This is a genomic window from Pseudomonas sp. D1-1 (genome assembly GCF_051132225.1).
In the GTDB taxonomy this organism is placed as follows: Bacteria; Pseudomonadota; Gammaproteobacteria; order Pseudomonadales; family Pseudomonadaceae; genus Aquipseudomonas.
In genome coordinates this window covers 91,632-109,084 of sequence record NZ_CP071676.1, presented here as the reverse complement: position 1 = coordinate 109,084, position 17,453 = coordinate 91,632, and the positions used below count along the sequence as shown (strand labels likewise).

Below are 17,453 nucleotides of genomic sequence, written 5' to 3'. Positions count from 1 at the left end.
AAGCCAGCCCATTGCGAAGGAACGGAGCATGCCCACTCATCACGCGTTTCCAACGTTTCACCTTGATATCGAGGACTTCGGGCGTGATCTTCAGGTACTGAAATTCGAAGGTCGCGAAGCAATCAGTACCCCTTATCTGTTCGATATAGAACTGGTCAGCGAACGAAAGAATCTGGACCTCGAGAAACTCTTGCACAAGCAGGCGTTTCTTGGGTTTAACGCAAAGGACTGTGGCGTCCATGGACAGATCCACCGTGTAACTCAACGCGACTCCGCAAAACGCCTGGCTCATTACAACGTGCAACTGACGCCCAGGCTGGCTTATTTGCAGTACCGCACCAATCAACGCATCTTTCAGCAAATCACTGTTCCCGAGATCATTTCTTCAATTCTCAAGGAATATGGAATACTGGCTGACGCCTATAGCTTCCGACTGGGTACGAGCTATTCACCGCGTGACTACTGTGTCCAGTACCACGAATCGGACTTGGCTTTCATCGCGCGCCTGTGTCAGGAAGAAGGCCTGCACTACCATTTCCAGCATAGTAAGTCGGGCCATCACCTGGTGTTTGGCGATGACCAGACCGTATTCCAGAGGCTTGATCGTCCCACGGCTTATAAACAAGGCAACGGCCTGCTGGGCGAGGAGCCGGTTGTACAACGTTTCGATGTGCGGCTGGAAACCCGGGCCAGCAGGGTTACTCGTCGTGATTATGATTTTGAGAAATCAACGTTCACCCTCGAACAGGACTACCAGCCAGCGATCAACAAAATCCGACCGGACCTGGAGGCTTATGACTACCCCGGGGGTTTCATCCAACAGGAGCATGGGAAGCGATTGACCCGGCGGGCCTTTGAAAGCCATCGCGCCGACTATCGCAGGGCCGAGGGTACAAGTGATCAGCCAGAATTGGTGTCCGGCCATTTCCTGATGTTAAGTGAGCACCCGCGCCCGGAGTTGAACGACTTGTGGCTGTTGACCGAGTTGCATCATGAAGGCAGCCAGTCGCAAGTGCTGGAGGAAGGCCTGGACGACGACATCGGACGCCCTGAGAGCGAAGGCTACCGGAACAGCTTTGTCGCCACGCCGTGGGATTCGATTTTTCGCTCACCACGGGCTCATGAAAAACCGCGAATGTCCGGAAGCCAGACGGCTATCGTTACCGGTCCGCAAGGCGAAGAAATCCATTGCGACGCGTACGGCCGGGTCAAGGTCAGGTTCTTCTGGGATCGCGCCGGCGATACCAGTGAAAACAGCAGCTGCTGGCTGCGGGTGGCGTCCAATTGGGCCGGGAACGGCTTCGGCGCAGTCACCATCCCCAGGGTAGGCATGGAAGTACTGGTGACCTTCCTGGAAGGCGATCCAGACAAACCTCTGATCAGCGGTTGCCTGGTCAACAGCAGCAACGCCGCGCCCTATCAGTTGCCCGCACAAAAGACCCGAACGGTGTTTCGTTCCCGCAGCTCACCGGGTGGCCGAGGTTTCAATGAGCTACAGCTGGAAGACCGCGCGGGGCAGGAGCTGATTTACCTCCGAGCCCAGCGCGACATGGAGCAGAAGATCGAGCATGACAGCCGACTGGAGATCGGCAATGAACGTCGAGAAAACATCAAGGGCAACAGCACCACGGTGCTGCAAGCCAGTGAACACCGGACCATCGCTGCCGATCGCACGGTCCAGGTAAAAGCCAACGACTACCTGCACGTTGCCAATCGCCATACCCACGCGGACCAGGCGCTGGTCGTCGAGGCCGGCCAGCAGGTGCATATAAAAGCCGGTGCTCATCTGGTCCTGGAAGCGGGAGCGACGCTCAGCCTGAGTGCCGGAGGCGAGCATATCGTGATCGGCCATGGCGGCATTTTCAGCAGTAGCGCAATCCAATTGGGTGGCGCCCCGCTTCCCGGTGCACGTGCCGCAGCATTCGATCCAGGGTCGATCGACCCGTTGGCTACGCTGCTCAACCTGCCGCCCACGCTTGCGCCCACCCAACGCGCCCTGATGACAACCAGCAAGGTCGCCGGAGCGGATTTCTGCCCCCTTTGCGAAGCCTGCCGCGAGGGCGCATGCCCGATGGAGCCCATAGCCGCATGAACGATACCCAACCTCGGCAGTGGCTGCTTGAACACCTCCGCCTCGGCCATGCCCTGTGTGTGATCCTGGATGCGGACGGCGAACAACCGATGCTCCAGGCCCTGATCAAGAACAGTCGACCCGATCAATATCTGAGCGTCTACAGCAAAACCCTGATTGCCGATCTCAGCGAGGTCGGGCCGTTTGTCTTCACCTTCGATAACCCCAACGATAAAAATCTCCAGGAGTTGCTCAATCGACCGGACAGTCATTGGGGTTGGCTCGCCAGCCTCCCCAAGGGCCACCTCCCCCAGTTAGTCGGGCACTGGCGCGAACGATTGATTGTTGGGGAGCGTCCTCATCAAGCGGTGTATCGCTTCCACGACAACCGGGTATTGGCCCGGGCGCTTGCGTATCTGCCAGTCGAAGCGCATGCCGCCTATCTCGGTCCGGCCAATAGCGTGTGCTATTGGCAAGGTGACCGCTGGGAACACATCGACAATCCCTCCCCCGGGACACATCCGGTGCCAGAGGTGCTGCTTTGGTTGCAAGTCCCCATACCCGAACAGCAAGCACGAGCAACGCGCCGGATCAATGCCCGACGCTTTTTATTGGCCGAGCACCTGGACGCCTACGCGAAGCTCGCCGAACACGAGGACCCGGACGCCTGGTTGCATGCCACCCTCGACCAGGCCGAAGCATGGAACTGGTTGGCGCCCGAACAACTGGCTTTTTTCCTGGCCCAGCGCCTGAAAACGCCAACACGGACGCCGACGCAGTGGCAAGCACGCCAAGGCGAGAGCCCTGAGGAGCATTTTGAACGGGTGCGGTTGATGGTGGACTTCTGGCAAGGAGAAGCATCGCCATGACACGGGTCTTACGGGGCACATGCCTGGGCTGCTGCATGGCAATCACTGCGGGATGTGCCGACAGACAACCAGACACATTTACTTTTACGGGTGATTTGCCGCCTGGCTTTGCCTATGAGGCGGCGGTGTATTACGTCCCCGCTCCTGGGGAAACCTGCACCGTCGAGAAAAAATACAACAAGGCACCGGTGTTCAAGAGCAAGGACAAACCCATTGCCGAAATTCTTATCCGTAGAACTCGCAGCGGCTGTCCGCTGGTGATCAGTCGTATCGAGCTTGGAATTAGCTCTATCTACGGCCCGCATTGGCTCGATTCCAGTCGAGATACTGCCAACGTGGTTATACGTGATGAGCTGGAGGAGCAATACAAGGGCACCTTCAGCAAGACGGGGGAGAGCATCTTCCACGGCCAATGCCAGTGGCTGTTCCGCACCTCGGGGGCCAAACGACGCATCGTAAAAATCCTCGATTGCAAAAAAACCAACCCAAAGGGCGACGTTGGAAACGGTCGGCCTTTTTCGGCGTTCACGCTTGATCAACTGCCGGGGAAAACGGTGAGGATGAAGATCAAGATGGCAGACGAGGAAAGACCTTACATGAAGGACACATGGGTCAAGTTCGCCAATGGCTGGAAACGCTGCATGGGAGACAATTTCGAAGATCGATACGCTTTTTGTCTCGGCAATTACAAGGATTTCAGTGGATTTCATATGCCGGACGGCGAGCCATGCACCATTTACCCAAGTTGTACCGAATAAGGAAGTTTACGCATGATGTTGTCGAAAACGGCTTCGGAGTCACGCCTTAGGAGTCGCATGCTCGACTGCCCTGCGGGCGGTAAATGGACCAGCTTTCAATTGGTGGATGAATTGGGTTCTGGCGAGCCTTACGCATGGCTGGCCTATGTTGTCACCGACTCGGAAGGGCAAACGTACCGCGGCGATCTCGATGCCACGGGAAGGGGCAAGGTCAGCAATCATTTCGCCGGGCCGATCGCCTTGACCTTGGATCAGGAATATCAGGGCCAGGAACGGTTATACATAGAGCTCCAGAGCAGAGATAGCTACCCGCTCAAAATCACCGAACTCCAAGTTCGCGCCGAACAAACCCCCTACCTGAACGACAACGCCACCAGCACCCGAGAGAACCCCGCCCAAGCCTGCGCCGGTCAGTTCTTCCAGGTGGAGGTGCGCGACCTAGTCAAGCATGTCGCCCATCTGCCGCCGCGGGTGTACCGACATTACCCAACCAACCAGGGGCCGGCACGGCTCATGGGAAAGTTTGGCGAGACTGGCGTAGCGTTGATGCCTCAACTGCATACCGTGTTGGAAGTGCGCCCGCTGCGGGCCTTGCGGCCCATGCTGTCCATCACTCCGCAATTCTGCGCGCTCAACCTGTACCAGTTGGCGCTCATGGCGACCTTGAGTTACTGCCCCTTCGGCCAGAAGCCCGGCGAGGCTCCAATACACTTATCGGTGAGTTTCCCCAAGCAACCGAGCGTGGGCAACTGGTTCGGCGTTGCCTTGGCCAAGTCCGAGGAGCTTTGGAAGGTTGACCCGGGACAGGTAAAACACCATTACCCCTTGTATGAGGATGTGCCCTACTCCAAGCGACTGGAAATCGTCCCGTTCGACCCTGCTCTGTACCCTATGAACAATCCGGAACTGGGTGTGAAGCAGGAGCATCCCGCCAAGGTCCATTTTCTCGATGACACTGCAAAAGAAGAAAGCACCGATACCCAAGCTTTCATCACTCACAACGACGAAATAATTCTGATCGCAGTGCGCGGCACAGCGCAGATGCTTGCCGATGGCCTGCGTGACGCCGACGCGCTCCAGGTTCCCTTTGAGGAAGGTGGCGGTAAGGTGCACCAGGGGTTTTACGGAGCAGCCAAAAAAGCTGCTGCCTTCGTAATTGATTACCTGGAAAGGTTTCATGCCGGTCAGAAACTGCTGATCTGTGGCCATAGCCTGGGCGGCGCCGTGGCATTGCTGCTCGCAGAAATGCTACGTCTGAGGGAAGGATTCAGCTACGACATCCAACTCTACACCTACGGTGCCCCTCGCGCCGCCGACGCCGTCTTCGTCGAAAATGCCGCCCCCCTGGTGCATTACCGCATGGTCAATCACAACGACCCGATACCCAGCGTACCGGGCAGTTGGATGGACACCAAGGCGAGTGTCTATGGCACGGGTTTCGCGCTGATGTTCGCCAACGTGCCGGCCGGCTTCTCAGTGTTCGTGGCTGGCATCTACAACTGGACGGGGGAGTCCTATGAACACCACGGCACCTTGCGCCATTTCCTGCCCGTGGAGTTCGGTCGTCAGGAGCGGTCGACGATCCTCTGGACGCCAGGCTGCGACACCCTCACGCAACATGCCGCTTGCGAGCTGGCCTTGGAGCAGAGACGTGGCCTGCCGGACCGGGCGAAGTTCACCGCCCAGCTCTTTCAGGCCGGTAACCACCTCATGACCTCCAGCTATCTTCCTGCGTGCTGGGCAACCCTGCGCCGCTGGCAGGAGGCTTTGGAGTCGAAGAGCCCTCTGGTGACACAGCGTGAGTACGAATGCATCGAAAATGCGCTGGAACAGATCACTCGGCAGTTGCGTAACGAAAGCAGACAGTTGATCGGGCGTCCAGATGGCTACGAGCGCACCCACCAACCGATCATTGATGCCCTCGCCCGTGAGGTTGACAAGGTGCACGCCACACGTGCTCGCCTGAGAGGGCTGCACACGACGTTGGTCAGCGACCAAGACGTTTACGGCAGCCTGTCCAAATACCCTGAGCAACTGGCGCAACACCTGACCCGCTGGCAGGCCCATCCGGAAAATCGCGTGGCTGAACAACTGGCCATGGCGCCTGCGGCCGGCACCGATATCGAGCTGGTCCATGGTGCTCATGGGTACGTCATCGGTAAGCCTTATACGCTGGATATCGATGCGATCATTTGACAAAAAAAGTCCTTGGCGAAAGCGACAGGAAGCGCCTGCCGTGGTTAACATACGACCCGCCGATTGCCTCATGAAATCGAAGCTGATCAGACGCCTTGGCGTAGCCTTGGTCAGCGAGCCATCACCCACAGGGAAGGGGCGCAATGGAAGGCTTCATATCGCTTGAAACCATAGCTGTCGAACGCTCCGCGCGCATGAGCCCGCGGCATGTCTGATGCGCTCTGGGCCGCCCGCCTGGGCGACGCGCTGGACCACACCTCAATGATGGCCGACATACTTGGCGGCGTACTGGAGGTGGCGGCGAACATTGCGATCACCGCCCTGGCGACCGCCGCGGTGGTCGCGGCCACGGGCATTACCGTGGTTACCGGCGGGCTGGGTTGCTTCGTGCTCGGTCTGGTGGTGGGCACCGTGGTTGGCCTGGCGATGAGCAAGACCGGAGCCGACAAGGGCCTGAGCAATATATGCGAGGGCATCGGCAACGCCCTTTTCCCGCCCACGGTGCAGGCCAACATCCTCACCGGCTCCGACGATACCTTCACTAACAACATTCGCGCGGCCCGTGCGGCCGGGGCAATCGAGTCTCACGTTGCCGCCGCCGGTACGGAGCTCGAAGCCCCTGAGCCTGAAGAAGAGCCCAGCTACCTGGACATGGCCGGGGCTTTCTTTTCGCAGATGTGGCGCCCCACGGTCGCCACGCCCGCGCCGGGCGCGGTGCCCAAGCCGGAAGACCTGGTGCTGTGTACCAAGCACCCGCCAATGCCACCGCAGTTCATGGCCGAGGGCTCGGACAAGGTCACCATCAACGGCCAGCCCGCCGTGCGCAGCGGCGACCGTAGTACTTGCGATGCCAAGGTCGTGTCGTCCGGGCTGATTTCGCCCAACGTCACCATTGGTGGTGGCTCGGTGGTGGTGCGCGAGATCCGCAGCGGCAAGACGCCGGGCGTGGGGCTGGCGGTCACGGCACTGCTGATGCTCAAGGGCGGCAAGGGCAAGTTCTTCAGCAAGTTGCCCTGCATGCTGGTGGGCGGCGCGGTGTCCATGGCCGCGAGCAGCGCGGCCAATGCCGCGGCCAACGCCGCCATGGGCTCGTCGAACCCGGTGCATGCTGCCACGGGGGCCAAGGTGCTGGGCGGCGATGCAGAACTGGACTTCGTGTTGCCTGGCATCCTGCCGATTGACTGGCAGCGTTTCTACAACAGCCGTGACGAACGCCGCGACGGATTGTTCGGCGCCGGCTGGAGCGTTTCCTACGAGGTTCAGGTCGACATCCTGCCCCACCCCGACGGCGGCGAGACCCTGCTGTATACCGACGAACAGGCCCGCCCCATCGACATGGGTTCGATCCCGTTGGGCGGCGCGGTGTTCAGCCCCGGCGACGGCCTCGCAGTGCGGCGCCATGTGAGCGGACAACTGCTGATCGAAAGCGACGACGGCTTGTACCGTTTGTTCGAACCGACGCCTGGAAACTCATCGCGGCTGCGCTTGAGCCAGTTGGGTGACCGCAACGACAATCGCATCCATCTCGACTATGACGAAGCTGGCCGCCTGGTGCGGCTGCGCGATACGTTTGATTTGCTCCAGGTCGAGCTGACTCGTGAAAACGAACGCGTCAGTCGGATCGAACGCCTCTACCCCGACCAGCAGCGCGAAGTGCTGGTCAGCTACGCCTACGATGCGGCGGGCAATCTCACCGCAGTGCGCGACGCTGGCGGCCAGGTGCAGCGGCGGTTCAGCTACGACGCCGGGCAGCGGATGGTCGAACATCAACTGCCTGCCGGCCTGCGCTGCTTCTACGAATGGGCCTTGATCGAAAACCAGGAGTGGCGCGTGGTCCGCCACTGGACTGACGAAGGCGACGCCTACCAGTTCGACTACGACCTCACGGCCGGCATAACGCGTATCACCGACAGCCTGCAACGCATCAGCATCCGGCATTGGAACAGCCAGCACCAGATCACCCGGTTCGCCGACAATCTCGGCCAGACCTGGTCGTTCGAGTGGAACGACGAACGCCAGTTGCTCAGCGCCACCGACCCGCAAGGCGGCCAGTACCATTTCAGTTACGACGAGGCCGGCAACCTGATCGGCGAAACCGACCCACTGGGCCGCAGCGAGTCTACCCTCTGGCTCGAGCATTGGGCGCTGCCACTGGTGGAAACCGATGCCGCCGGCAACAGCTGGAAATACCGCTACGATCAGCGCGGCAACTGTGTCGCCGAAACCGACCCGCTGGGCCAGGTCACCCGCTACCGTTACGACACCCACGGCCAGGTGGTGGAAATCATCGACGCCACCGGCAAGAGCAAGAAGCTGCGCTGGAACCCGTTCGGGCAACTGGTGGAACACATCGACTGCTCGGGCTACCCGACGCGTTTCAGTTATGACCCGCGCGGCTATCTGCAGACCCTCACCGACGCCCTCGGCGAGCGCACCCGATTCAGTTACGACGCCCAAGGGCGCCTGCTCGGCAGCCAGTTGCCGGATGGTCGCACCGAGCACTACCAGCGCGACAGCGCCGGCCAGCTCACCGGCCACACCGACCCGGCCGGGCACACCACGCATTACCAGCACAACCGCCGCGGCCAGGTGCGCCAACGCATCGACGCCCAGGGCCGGCAGGTGCAGTTTGCCTACGACAGCTTCGGCCGGCTGCAAGCGCTGATCAACGAGAACGGCGAAAGCTATCGGTTCGCCTGGGATGCCGCGGATCGGCTGGTCGAACAGCAGGACCTGGATGGCAGCGCCAAGCGCTACGCTTATGACCGGCTGGACAACGTTGCGCGGGTGACGGCTGTTCCGGCGGCTCACGGCAGCGGCCTGGCGCAGGTTCCCGAAACATCACCGGCGCCTGTCGTCCACCGTCTGGAACGCGACGCCGCGGGCCGGTTGATCGCCAAAGTCACCGATGATGGCCGCACCGAATATACCTATGATCCGCTGGACCAGCTCACCGCCGTTACCTTCACTGACCTGCAAGGCGCCGCGCAGTCCCTGAGTTTCGCCTACGATGCCCTCGGCCAGCTGCTCGCCGAAAACAGCGCCGCCGGCAGCCTCCGGCACCACTACGATGAACTCGGCAACCTGATCCAGAGCCAACTGCCCGATGGCCGCTGGGTCAATCGGCTGTACTACGGCAGCGGTCACCTGCACCAGATCAACCTCGACGGCCAGGTCATCAGCGATTTCGAACGCGATCGCCTGCATCGCGAGGTGCTGCGCACCCAAGGGCAAATCAGCACCCGCAGCGAATACGACCGCAGCGGCCGCCTGCGCGCCCGTCAACGTCGTCACAGCAGTCAGCCCGCGCTGCTGCCGGCGGCGGTGCAGAAACACTTTGAATACGACCCCGCCGACAACCTGATTGGCAAGCTCGACCAGCAACCCGCCACTCAGCAGCGCCAGTTGCTGCACTACGACGCCACCGGTCGCATCATCGCCAGCCAGGACAGCCTGCACGGCCAGCGCGAGACCTTTGCCTACGACGCCGCCGCCAACCTGCTGGACGGCCCGGCGCCCGGCGCCGGACTGGTGGTGCACAACAAGCTGCTGACCTATCAGGACAAGCGCTACCGCTACGACGCTTTCGGCCGGCTGATCGAGAAACGCAGCGCCACCCGCGGCCTGCAACGCTTCGCCTACGATGCCGAAAGCCGTTTGATCGAAGTGCGCAACGACAACGGCAGCGTAGTCAGGATGACTTACGACCCGCTGGGCCGGCGCATCGAAAAAGCCGAGCACGACAGCCACGGCTACCCGCTGGGCGAAACCCGCTTCACCTGGGACGGGCTGCGCCTGCTGCAGGAACATCGCCACCAGCAAACCAGCCTCTATCTTTACGAAGACGACGGCTACGAACCGCTGGCCCGCGTCGACGGCAGCGCCCCGCTGCAAAAGATCCGCTACTACCACAACGACCTCAACGGCTTGCCGGAGCAACTTACCGAAGCCGATGGGCACTCCGTCTGGCAGGCCACGTATCGGGTGTGGGGCAACACGCTTGAGGAGGTTCGCGAACCGTATTACATCGAAGAGCAGAACCTGCGGTTCCAGGGGCAGTACCTGGACCGGGAAACCGGGCTGCATTTCAATACGTTCAGGTTTTATGATCCGGATATAGGGCGGTTTACCACGCCGGATCCGATCGGGTGGCTGGGAGGATTGAACCTCTACCAATATGCACCAAACCCCCTGACCTGGATCGATCCATGGGGATGGGCTTGCCGAAGCGCAGTCAGTGGCAATAAAGGCCGAACCAAGGCGATCAACGATCTCAAACGCAACAAGTTCAAGATCGTCGCGGAGGAAGTCACCATGAAGGTCAACGGTAAACGTATTCGCGCCGACTTTGTCGCCAGAGACCAACGTGGAAAACTGCACGTATTTGAAGTCAAGCACGGCACCGGGAAACTGACCCCCAACCAGACCGATTCAAAAGCCTTTGACATGACCAAGCCGGCCAACACTACGCAACATCTGGGTGGGGGCACGATCAAACCGTCCGCCGGCACGAAGGGATCGTTCAAGGTTGATACCAAAGGCAAGCCTGGCGTACCGCTAGGCGGCAAAGGCGCACAGCACAATGCCACCTTCAATCTTTTAATTTACAAGTGATTACGATGAGCCAAGAAATTCGCAAAAATGTGGAAGTGGAGTTACTGGCGACGCTGAAAAACAAAACGTCACCACACCTGGATCTGAAGGCCAGCAAAAATAAAATTGGTCTGTTCAAAGCCAAAGAAAAGCTTGGGGAAATCTACATTCAGCACCTGACCAAAGCCGATGGTTATTACGCTGGGTTGGAGATCCATGCATGCGAGGCTTTCAGCTTCTGCAAAGAGCAATCGCCGCCCTACCAGAGTCGGTTGTTGAACGCGTCATTTTTGTCGAAGAGTTCCTTGTCGGAAGAGACGAAACAATTCGGTGACGAACTGGGAGGCATCATCAGAACCCCGTCTCCCCAGGCCCTCAGCGCAACCGTCAACAAAATAAGCGAACGGCTCGAAAAGTTTTACCTGTCCAAGGCAGAGCACTGCATTCTCGGCATGCCTGCATTGATTGATGATGTATTGGCCGAGCCTGACAACTACGCATTCCCGTTCCTGACGATTCTCTTTGCAGCGCAAAAAAACGGTCTGGGTCTGGATTCAGATGTGCTCAAGAAAGCTCTGGCGACCAAATCAATATTCGGAAACAAGCAGTTCGACCTGGCGCTTGCGAACAAACTGCTGGGCTAGGGCTAAAGCTTCCTGACCATGGGGTTTGTTACGGACGTAAAAAAGGCATATCGACTTCATCGGTATGCCTTTTTGTTGCCGCTTGCTTTCCTCGACCGAGGTAGTCGGCGCAATTATGGGTTAACGCTGTCCTTCAGGAATTTGCCTGGCTTGAACGCAACCGTGTTGCTGGCCTTGATTTTTACCGGCTCGCCGGTTTGTGGGTTCTTGCCGGTGCGGGCGCCGCGGTGGCGTTGCAGGAAGGTGCCGAAGCCGACCAGAGTAACGCTGTCCTTGCGATGCAGGGCGCTGGTGATTTCTTCGAGAACAGCGTTGAGGACGCGGTTGGCTTGTTCTTTGGTGAGGTCCGCTTTTTCCGCAATGGCGGCGGCGAGTTCTGGTTTACGCATGAATGAAGCCCCTTTGACGATTTTTTTGTTGTTATGTCCGTGCTGTTCTCTTCGGAACAACCCCTAAGGCGCCGCAGGCTCTACTCTGCGGCAGACCGGAGTGAGGATGGCACGGGGCCGCAACCGGCGCCAGTGTCCGGCGGGCGTTTGTGGCCGGAAAAGCAGGGCATATGCGACAGAGCGACCAGTATTTACGCCAGTAGTGCCGGAAGCTGCTTGTTCAGCGCCAGTTTCTCCATCACCGCCGTACCGGTCAGGGCGTAGCCCAACAGATTGCCATGGGCGTCGCGGCACAGGGCCTTGATGTCGGCGCCCTCCCCTTCGACGCTCCACGCGCCTTCGCTGCCCCGTGGTGGCGGCGATACCACCAGCGGGCAGACCGGGGTCTTCACAGTGATCGGCATGGCACCGTAGCTGACAGCGGTCGGGTTGCCAGCCAGGGTCTGGGCCAGGGCGCGGGCGCAGCTCATCAGCGGCATGACGTAGAGCAGGTTCAAGCCATCGACTTCGGCACAATCGCCTAAAGCGTAGATATTGGCGTGGGAAGTTTTCAGCTGACGATCAACCACCACGCCGCGATTGACCACCAGCCCGGCGGCAGCCGCCAGGTCGATGCGTGGGCGCAGGCCGATGGCCGAGACCACCAGATCGCAGGGAATCACCTGGCCATCCGACAGATGCGCCTCCAATCCGTCGGCCACACGTTGCAGACGGTTGAGCACCGGCCCCAAGTGGAAATGTGCGCCGAGGCTTTCCAGCCCGGCCTGGACGGCTGCGGCAGCGGCCGGATGCAGCAGCGTCGGCATGACTTGCTCGCAGGGGGCCACCAGTTCCACTTCGTAGCCGCCGAGGACCAGGTCGTTGGCGAATTCGCAGCCGATCAGGCCGGCACCGAGCAGCAGCACCCGGCGCTTGCCAGCGGCGGCGGCCCGAAAACGTGCGTAGTCTTCGAGATCGTTGATCGGGAAGATCAGGTCCGCCGCATCGCCCTGCACCGGCACGCGCACGGTTTCAGCGCCCCAGGCCAGGACCAGATCGCGATAACTTACCGCTTCCTCGCCAATCCACAGGCGTTTGTGGCCCGGGTCGATGCCGCTGATGCGCGTGTGGGTGCGCACTTCGGCCTTCAACTGCTCGGCCATGGCGCCCGGCTCGGACATGCTCAAGCCATCGGCGTCCTTGTTCTTGCCGAACCCCGTGGAGAGCATCGGCTTGGAGTAGGAGCGGCCGTCGTCCGCGGTAATCAGCAGCAACGGGGTTTCGCTGTCGAGCTTGCGAAATTCCCGGGCCAGGTTATAGCCAGCCAGGCCGGTACCGACGATGACGACAGGTGCGCTCATGTTGCTCTCCGTTTGATGAAACGATCAGTTGATTTCGATCATTTCGAAATCCATTTTGCCGACGCCGCAGTCCGGGCACAGCCAGTCCGCCGGCACATCTTCCCAGCGGGTGCCGGGCGCGATGCCATCGTCGGGCCAGCCGTCAGCTTCGTTGTAGATCAGGCCACAGACGATACATTGCCACTTTTTCATTCCGATACTTCCTCAAGATGTCAGGCCTTGGCCGGTATTTTCCGGCTCAGGGCCGTTTTGTACTGATCGGTCGCGACAGATGCAAGCGGGATCGGCGCAGCGGCGCCCTGGCTCGGCCAAAATCGCCGACCGGCATGGTAAGCTCGCGGCCTCATTCGCTGCCATTCAAGACCCTTGTGCCGCCTACAAATTCGATATTTCCTACACTTCGATGGCTTCCCCAGCACCTGCTGTCGCCCCGTCCCGATGCCTGCGTGCTCGACTGGTTGTTCGACCAGGGCTCCCTGACCCGGCGCCTTACAGGCCTGTCGGATGACCACTTCAGCGTGACACCGCTGCTGGAGGGCTGGCAGCCGTTGCGCGCCGACGAGTGTGCCGCGCTGGACCTGGCCGAGGGCAGCGAAGGCTGGGTGCGCGAAGTCTACCTGCGCGGCCATGATCAACCATGGGTGTTCGCCCGCAGCGTGGCGGCACGCAGCGCGTTGCAGGGCGACGGTTTGCAGATGGACGCACTGGGCAGCCGCTCCTTGGGCGAGCTGCTTTTTTGTGACCAGGCATTCCAGCGCCGGGCGATCGAGGTGTGCCATTACCCGAGCGAATGGTTGCCACCCGAGGTTCGCGCCCACGCGTTGTGGGGCCGTCGCTCGCGTTTCGATCGCGGTGCGTTGAGCGTGCTGGTGGCGGAGATTTTCCTGCCGCCGCTGTGGACCGTCGCTCGCGCCTATTCGGAGAATTGCTGATGTACGTGCAACTGCTCAAATCCTTGAACCGCCTCAATCCGCGGGCCTGGGACTTCGTGCAACTGACCCGCATGGACAAGCCCATCGGCATCTACCTGTTGCTGTGGCCGACATTGTGGGCGCTGTGGATTGCCGGCGAAGGCTCGCCGTCCTTGGCCAACATCGTGATTTTTGTGTTGGGCGTAGTGCTGACCCGTGCCGGCGGTTGCGTGATCAACGACTGGGCCGACCGCAAGGTCGACGGCCACGTCAAACGCACCGAGCAGCGCCCGCTGGTGAGCGGCAAGATCAGCTCGAAGGAAGCCCTGGTGTTCTTCGCGGTCTTGATGAGCGTGAGTTTCCTGCTGGTGCTGTGCACCAATGCGCCGACGATTCTGTTGTCCTTGGGCGGACTGGCGCTGGCGTTCAGTTACCCGTTCATGAAGCGCTACACCTATTACCCGCAAGTGGTGCTGGGCGCGGCGTTTTCCTGGGGCATGCCGATGGCTTTCACCGCCGAAACCGGCCATCTGCCGGCCGCCGCATGGCTGCTGTACATTGCCAACCTGCTGTGGACGGTGGGCTACGACACTTACTACGCGATGACCGACCGGGACGACGACCTGAAGATTGGCGTGAAATCCACGGCGATCCTGTTTGGCGATGCCGATCGGGTGATCATCCTGACGCTGCAAGGCCTGGCCTTGGGCTGCCTGCTGCTGGCCGGGGCTCAGTTCAAGCTGGGAGGCTGGTTCCATCTCGGTCTCGTGGCCGCCGCCGCGTGCTTTGCCTGGGAGTTCTGGTACACCCGCGGAAGGGACCGGATGCGTTGTTTCAAGGCGTTCCTGCACAACCACTGGGCCGGGTTGGCGATTTTTGTCGGGATTGTGCTGGATTACGGGTTGCGGTGAGCTCTGTGGCCGAGCACTGGGTGTGGGATTAAGAACAACCCTGTGGCGAGGGAGCTTGCTCCCGCTGGGCTGCGAAGCGGCCCCAAAAATCTTGCGGTCGCTACGCAACCGAGCGGGAGCAAGCTCCCTCGCCACGAAAAGCGGTTCGGTGCTGGTCAGTCGGGCTTGGCGATCTTCCAGACGCCGCCCTTGCCGTCGCCGGTCTTGTCACCCGCCTTCTTGTCGCCGACGAAGGTGTACAACGGATCGCCGTCATAGGCCCACTGTGACGCGCCATCATCACGCGTGATCACGGTCCATTCGCCTGAAGGAGTCGCGGTGCTTTCAGCCTTGAGTGGTGGCCAGTTTTCGGCGCATTTATCGTTGCACATCGACTTGCCGCCGTCGTCCTTGTCATAGGTGTACAACGTCATGCCCTTATGATCGACCAGCACGCCATCCTTGACCATTGCCGGTTCGCCAGCCGCAAGCGCCATTCCCGGCAGCGCCAGCGCAGCTACCAGCCCCAACGCCTTGAGGGATCGAGTGTAATAAGCCATGGAAACCTTCCTTTGCAGTTGTCAGGATTCGGACCCAAAAGCCTAGCCCAAGATCGCCTCTGCTGCCGTCCGGGGAAATAACTGTCACACGACTGCAATAATTCCGTTATCTAATGCGGCGCAAGACAGTTAAATGACAAGAGGATTACCCCATGGTTGGCAGGAGCATTCTGATCGTCGACGACGAGGCGCCCATCCGCGAGATGATCGCCGTTGCGTTGGAGATGGCCGGCTATGACTGCATGGAAGCAGAAAACTCTCAACAGGCCCACGCCATCATCGTCGATCGCAAGCCCGACCTGATCCTGCTGGACTGGATGCTGCCAGGCACCTCCGGCATCGAGCTGGCCCGACGTCTCAAGCGCGATGAGCTGACGGGTGACATCCCGATCATCATGCTCACCGCCAAGGGCGAAGAAGACAACAAGATCCAGGGCCTGGAAGTCGGTGCCGACGATTACATCACCAAGCCGTTTTCCCCTCGGGAGCTGGTGGCGCGCCTCAAGGCCGTGCTGCGTCGTGCCGGGCCGACCGATGGCGAAGCGCCGATCGAAGTTGGCGGCCTGCTGCTGGACCCGATCAGCCACCGCGTGACCATCGACGGCAAGCCCGCCGAGATGGGCCCGACCGAATATCGCCTGTTGCAGTTCTTCATGACGCACCAGGAGCGCGCCTACACCCGTGGGCAACTGCTGGATCAGGTCTGGGGCGGCAACGTGTACGTCGAGGAGCGCACCGTGGATGTGCACATCCGGCGCTTGCGCAAAGCCCTCGGCGACGCCTATGAGAATCTGGTACAAACCGTGCGCGGCACCGGTTATCGTTTTTCGACAAAGGCCTGACCCGAGCCCTTACCGCCCGACAAGCTGACAAGGACGCGCGCTCAAGTGAATCAAAACTGGCATGGCACCCTGATCCGCCACATGTTGTTGCTGGTGACCGGTTGCCTGTTGATCGGCCTGATCACCGGCTACTACGGCTGGAGCCTGGCCGTGGGCCTGGCGCTTTACCTGGCCTGGACCCTCAAGCAATTGCTGCGCCTGCACGAGTGGCTGCGCCTGCACCAACCCGACGAGGCCCCGCCCGACGGCTACGGCTTGTGGGGCGAGGTGTTCGACAGCATCTACCACCTGCAACGGCGCGACCAGCGCGTTCGCGGCCGCCTGCAGGCGGTGATCGACCGCGTCCAGGAATCCACCGCCGCGCTGAAAGACGCGGTGATCATGCTCGACAGCGACGGCAACCTCGAATGGTGGAACCGCGCCGCAGAAACCCTGCTGGGCCTCAAGACGCCACAGGACAGCGGCCAGCCAGTGACCAACCTGGTGCGCCATCCGCGCTTCAAGGAATATTTCGAGCAAGACAATTACGCCGAACCGCTGGAAATCCCGTCGCCCACCAATGATCGGCTGCGCATCCAGCTGTACATCACCCGCTATGGCAACAACGAGCACCTGATGCTGGTGCGCGACGTGACGCGTATTCATCAACTGGAACAGATGCGCAAGGATTTCATCGCCAACGTATCCCATGAACTGCGTACGCCATTGACGGTGATCTGCGGTTACCTGGAGACCCTGCTCGACAATGTCGAAGAGGTGAACCCGCGCTGGACCCGTGCCTTGCAGCAGATGCAGCAGCAGGGCGGACGCATGCAGACACTGCTCAACGATCTGCTGTTGCTGGCGAAGCTGGAAGCCACCGACTATCCCTCGGACAACCAGCCGGTGCCCATCGAGGACCTGTTGCAAGTCATTGCCGAAGATGCGCAGGAGTTGTCCGGCCCCAAGCAGCAGTCCATCACGCTTGAAGCAGACCCGACCGTACAACTCAAGGGCAGCGAGGCGGAACTGCGCAGCGCGTTTTCCAACCTGGTGTTCAACGCGGTCAAATACACGCCTGAACAAGGGCGGATCCATGTGCGCTGGTGGGGCGATGAACAAGGCGCACACCTGAGCGTGCGCGATTCCGGCATCGGCATCGACAGCAAGCACCTGCCGCGCCTGACCGAGCGTTTCTACCGGGTCGACTCCAGCCGCAACTCCAACACTGGCGGAACCGGGCTCGGTCTGGCAATCGTCAAGCATGTGCTGCTGCGCCATCGTGGACGCATGGAAATCAGCAGCGTGCCCGGCCATGGCAGTACGTTTACCTGCCATTTCACCCCGGCGCAGGTGGTCCGCGGACGGCACTCCAGCCACGACGAATGACGCCGGCGGGCGTTCCCCACTA

General features: G+C 60.6%; 14 protein-coding genes. 10 read left to right on the top strand and 4 right to left on the bottom strand.

Going from position 1 to position 17,453, the window contains the following annotated elements; all coding sequences use genetic code 11:
• Positions 1 to 28: 28 nt before the first annotated feature.
• The 6 genes from J3P86_RS00450 (at position 29) to J3P86_RS00425 (ending at position 11,131) form a co-directional block, all read left to right on the top strand.
• Complete coding sequence (locus tag J3P86_RS00450; RefSeq protein ID WP_434699214.1) at positions 29 to 2,092, top strand: type VI secretion system tip protein VgrG; 2,064 nt, start codon at positions 29 to 31, stop codon at positions 2,090 to 2,092.
• Positions 2,089 to 2,940 (top strand): DUF4123 domain-containing protein, encoded by an 852-nt coding sequence (locus tag J3P86_RS00445; RefSeq protein ID WP_434699213.1) that lies wholly within the window; start codon positions 2,089 to 2,091, stop codon positions 2,938 to 2,940. The genes J3P86_RS00450 and J3P86_RS00445 overlap by 4 nt, the downstream gene beginning before the upstream one ends.
• Before the next feature lie 35 nt (positions 2,941 to 2,975).
• On the top strand, positions 2,976 to 3,698 hold the full coding sequence (locus tag J3P86_RS00440) for a hypothetical protein (RefSeq protein WP_434699212.1): 723 nt from the start codon (positions 2,976 to 2,978) through the stop codon (positions 3,696 to 3,698).
• 57 nt (positions 3,699 to 3,755) lie between these two features.
• Positions 3,756 to 5,894, top strand: a complete 2,139-nt coding sequence (locus J3P86_RS00435) for a lipase family protein (protein ID WP_434699211.1) — start codon at positions 3,756 to 3,758, stop codon at positions 5,892 to 5,894.
• Between the two features lie 207 nt (positions 5,895 to 6,101).
• Entirely contained in the window at positions 6,102 to 10,508 is a 4,407-nt protein-coding gene (locus J3P86_RS00430) for an RHS repeat-associated core domain-containing protein (protein WP_434699210.1), read from the top strand.
• A gap of 5 nt (positions 10,509 to 10,513) precedes the next feature.
• Positions 10,514 to 11,131: a hypothetical protein gene (locus J3P86_RS00425; protein ID WP_434626761.1), complete on the top strand. Its 618-nt coding sequence runs from the start codon at positions 10,514 to 10,516 to the stop codon at positions 11,129 to 11,131.
• Positions 11,132 to 11,244: 113 nt separating this feature from the next.
• On the opposite strand, the gene J3P86_RS00420 is transcribed toward J3P86_RS00425, so the two are convergent.
• From J3P86_RS00420 to J3P86_RS00410, 3 genes are all read right to left on the bottom strand, one after another.
• Positions 11,245 to 11,520, bottom strand: a complete 276-nt coding sequence (locus tag J3P86_RS00420; RefSeq protein WP_065758133.1) for an HU family DNA-binding protein — start codon at positions 11,518 to 11,520, stop codon at positions 11,245 to 11,247.
• A gap of 191 nt (positions 11,521 to 11,711) precedes the next feature.
• Positions 11,712 to 12,860 (bottom strand): NAD(P)/FAD-dependent oxidoreductase, encoded by a 1,149-nt coding sequence (locus J3P86_RS00415; RefSeq protein ID WP_434570564.1) that lies wholly within the window; start codon positions 12,858 to 12,860, stop codon positions 11,712 to 11,714.
• Positions 12,861 to 12,884: 24 nt separating this feature from the next.
• Positions 12,885 to 13,052, bottom strand: a complete 168-nt coding sequence (locus tag J3P86_RS00410; protein WP_003177199.1) for a rubredoxin — start codon at positions 13,050 to 13,052, stop codon at positions 12,885 to 12,887.
• Between the two features lie 134 nt (positions 13,053 to 13,186).
• On the opposite strand from J3P86_RS00410, the gene J3P86_RS00405 reads away from it, so the two are divergent.
• Positions 13,187 to 13,792, top strand: a complete 606-nt coding sequence (locus J3P86_RS00405; protein ID WP_434626764.1) for a chorismate lyase — start codon at positions 13,187 to 13,189, stop codon at positions 13,790 to 13,792.
• A complete protein-coding gene (gene ubiA / locus J3P86_RS00400; RefSeq protein ID WP_434699209.1) occupies positions 13,792 to 14,682 on the top strand; it encodes a 4-hydroxybenzoate octaprenyltransferase in 891 nt (296 codons plus the stop codon). The genes J3P86_RS00405 and ubiA overlap by 1 nt, the downstream gene beginning before the upstream one ends.
• 155 nt (positions 14,683 to 14,837) lie before the next feature.
• On the opposite strand, the gene J3P86_RS00395 is transcribed toward ubiA, so the two are convergent.
• Complete coding sequence (locus tag J3P86_RS00395; RefSeq protein ID WP_434570569.1) at positions 14,838 to 15,221, bottom strand: COG4315 family predicted lipoprotein; 384 nt, start codon at positions 15,219 to 15,221, stop codon at positions 14,838 to 14,840.
• Positions 15,222 to 15,373: 152 nt separating this feature from the next.
• On the opposite strand from J3P86_RS00395, the gene phoB reads away from it, so the two are divergent.
• Complete coding sequence (phoB, locus tag J3P86_RS00390; protein WP_003177195.1) at positions 15,374 to 16,063, top strand: phosphate regulon transcriptional regulator PhoB; 690 nt, start codon at positions 15,374 to 15,376, stop codon at positions 16,061 to 16,063.
• A gap of 81 nt (positions 16,064 to 16,144) precedes the next feature.
• Positions 16,145 to 17,431 (top strand): phosphate regulon sensor histidine kinase PhoR, encoded by a 1,287-nt coding sequence (gene phoR / locus J3P86_RS00385; protein WP_434631561.1) that lies wholly within the window; start codon positions 16,145 to 16,147, stop codon positions 17,429 to 17,431.
• Positions 17,432 to 17,453: the final 22 nt, after the last annotated feature.

Coding starts and splice junctions, on each gene's coding strand:
- J3P86_RS00450 (WP_434699214.1), top strand. CDS start 29: ATGCCCACTCATCACGCGTTTCCAACGTTTCACCTTGATATCGAGGAC.
- J3P86_RS00445 (WP_434699213.1), top strand. CDS start 2,089: ATGAACGATACCCAACCTCGGCAGTGGCTGCTTGAACACCTCCGCCTC.
- J3P86_RS00440 (WP_434699212.1), top strand. CDS start 2,976: ATGGCAATCACTGCGGGATGTGCCGACAGACAACCAGACACATTTACT.
- J3P86_RS00435 (WP_434699211.1), top strand. CDS start 3,756: ATGCTCGACTGCCCTGCGGGCGGTAAATGGACCAGCTTTCAATTGGTG.
- J3P86_RS00430 (WP_434699210.1), top strand. CDS start 6,102: ATGTCTGATGCGCTCTGGGCCGCCCGCCTGGGCGACGCGCTGGACCAC.
- J3P86_RS00425 (WP_434626761.1), top strand. CDS start 10,514: ATGAGCCAAGAAATTCGCAAAAATGTGGAAGTGGAGTTACTGGCGACG.
- J3P86_RS00420 (WP_065758133.1), bottom strand. CDS start 11,520: ATGCGTAAACCAGAACTCGCCGCCGCCATTGCGGAAAAAGCGGACCTC.
- J3P86_RS00415 (WP_434570564.1), bottom strand. CDS start 12,860: ATGAGCGCACCTGTCGTCATCGTCGGTACCGGCCTGGCTGGCTATAAC.
- J3P86_RS00410 (WP_003177199.1), bottom strand. CDS start 13,052: ATGAAAAAGTGGCAATGTATCGTCTGTGGCCTGATCTACAACGAAGCT.
- J3P86_RS00405 (WP_434626764.1), top strand. CDS start 13,187: ATGGTAAGCTCGCGGCCTCATTCGCTGCCATTCAAGACCCTTGTGCCG.
- ubiA (WP_434699209.1), top strand. CDS start 13,792: ATGTACGTGCAACTGCTCAAATCCTTGAACCGCCTCAATCCGCGGGCC.
- J3P86_RS00395 (WP_434570569.1), bottom strand. CDS start 15,221: ATGGCTTATTACACTCGATCCCTCAAGGCGTTGGGGCTGGTAGCTGCG.
- phoB (WP_003177195.1), top strand. CDS start 15,374: ATGGTTGGCAGGAGCATTCTGATCGTCGACGACGAGGCGCCCATCCGC.
- phoR (WP_434631561.1), top strand. CDS start 16,145: ATGTTGTTGCTGGTGACCGGTTGCCTGTTGATCGGCCTGATCACCGGC.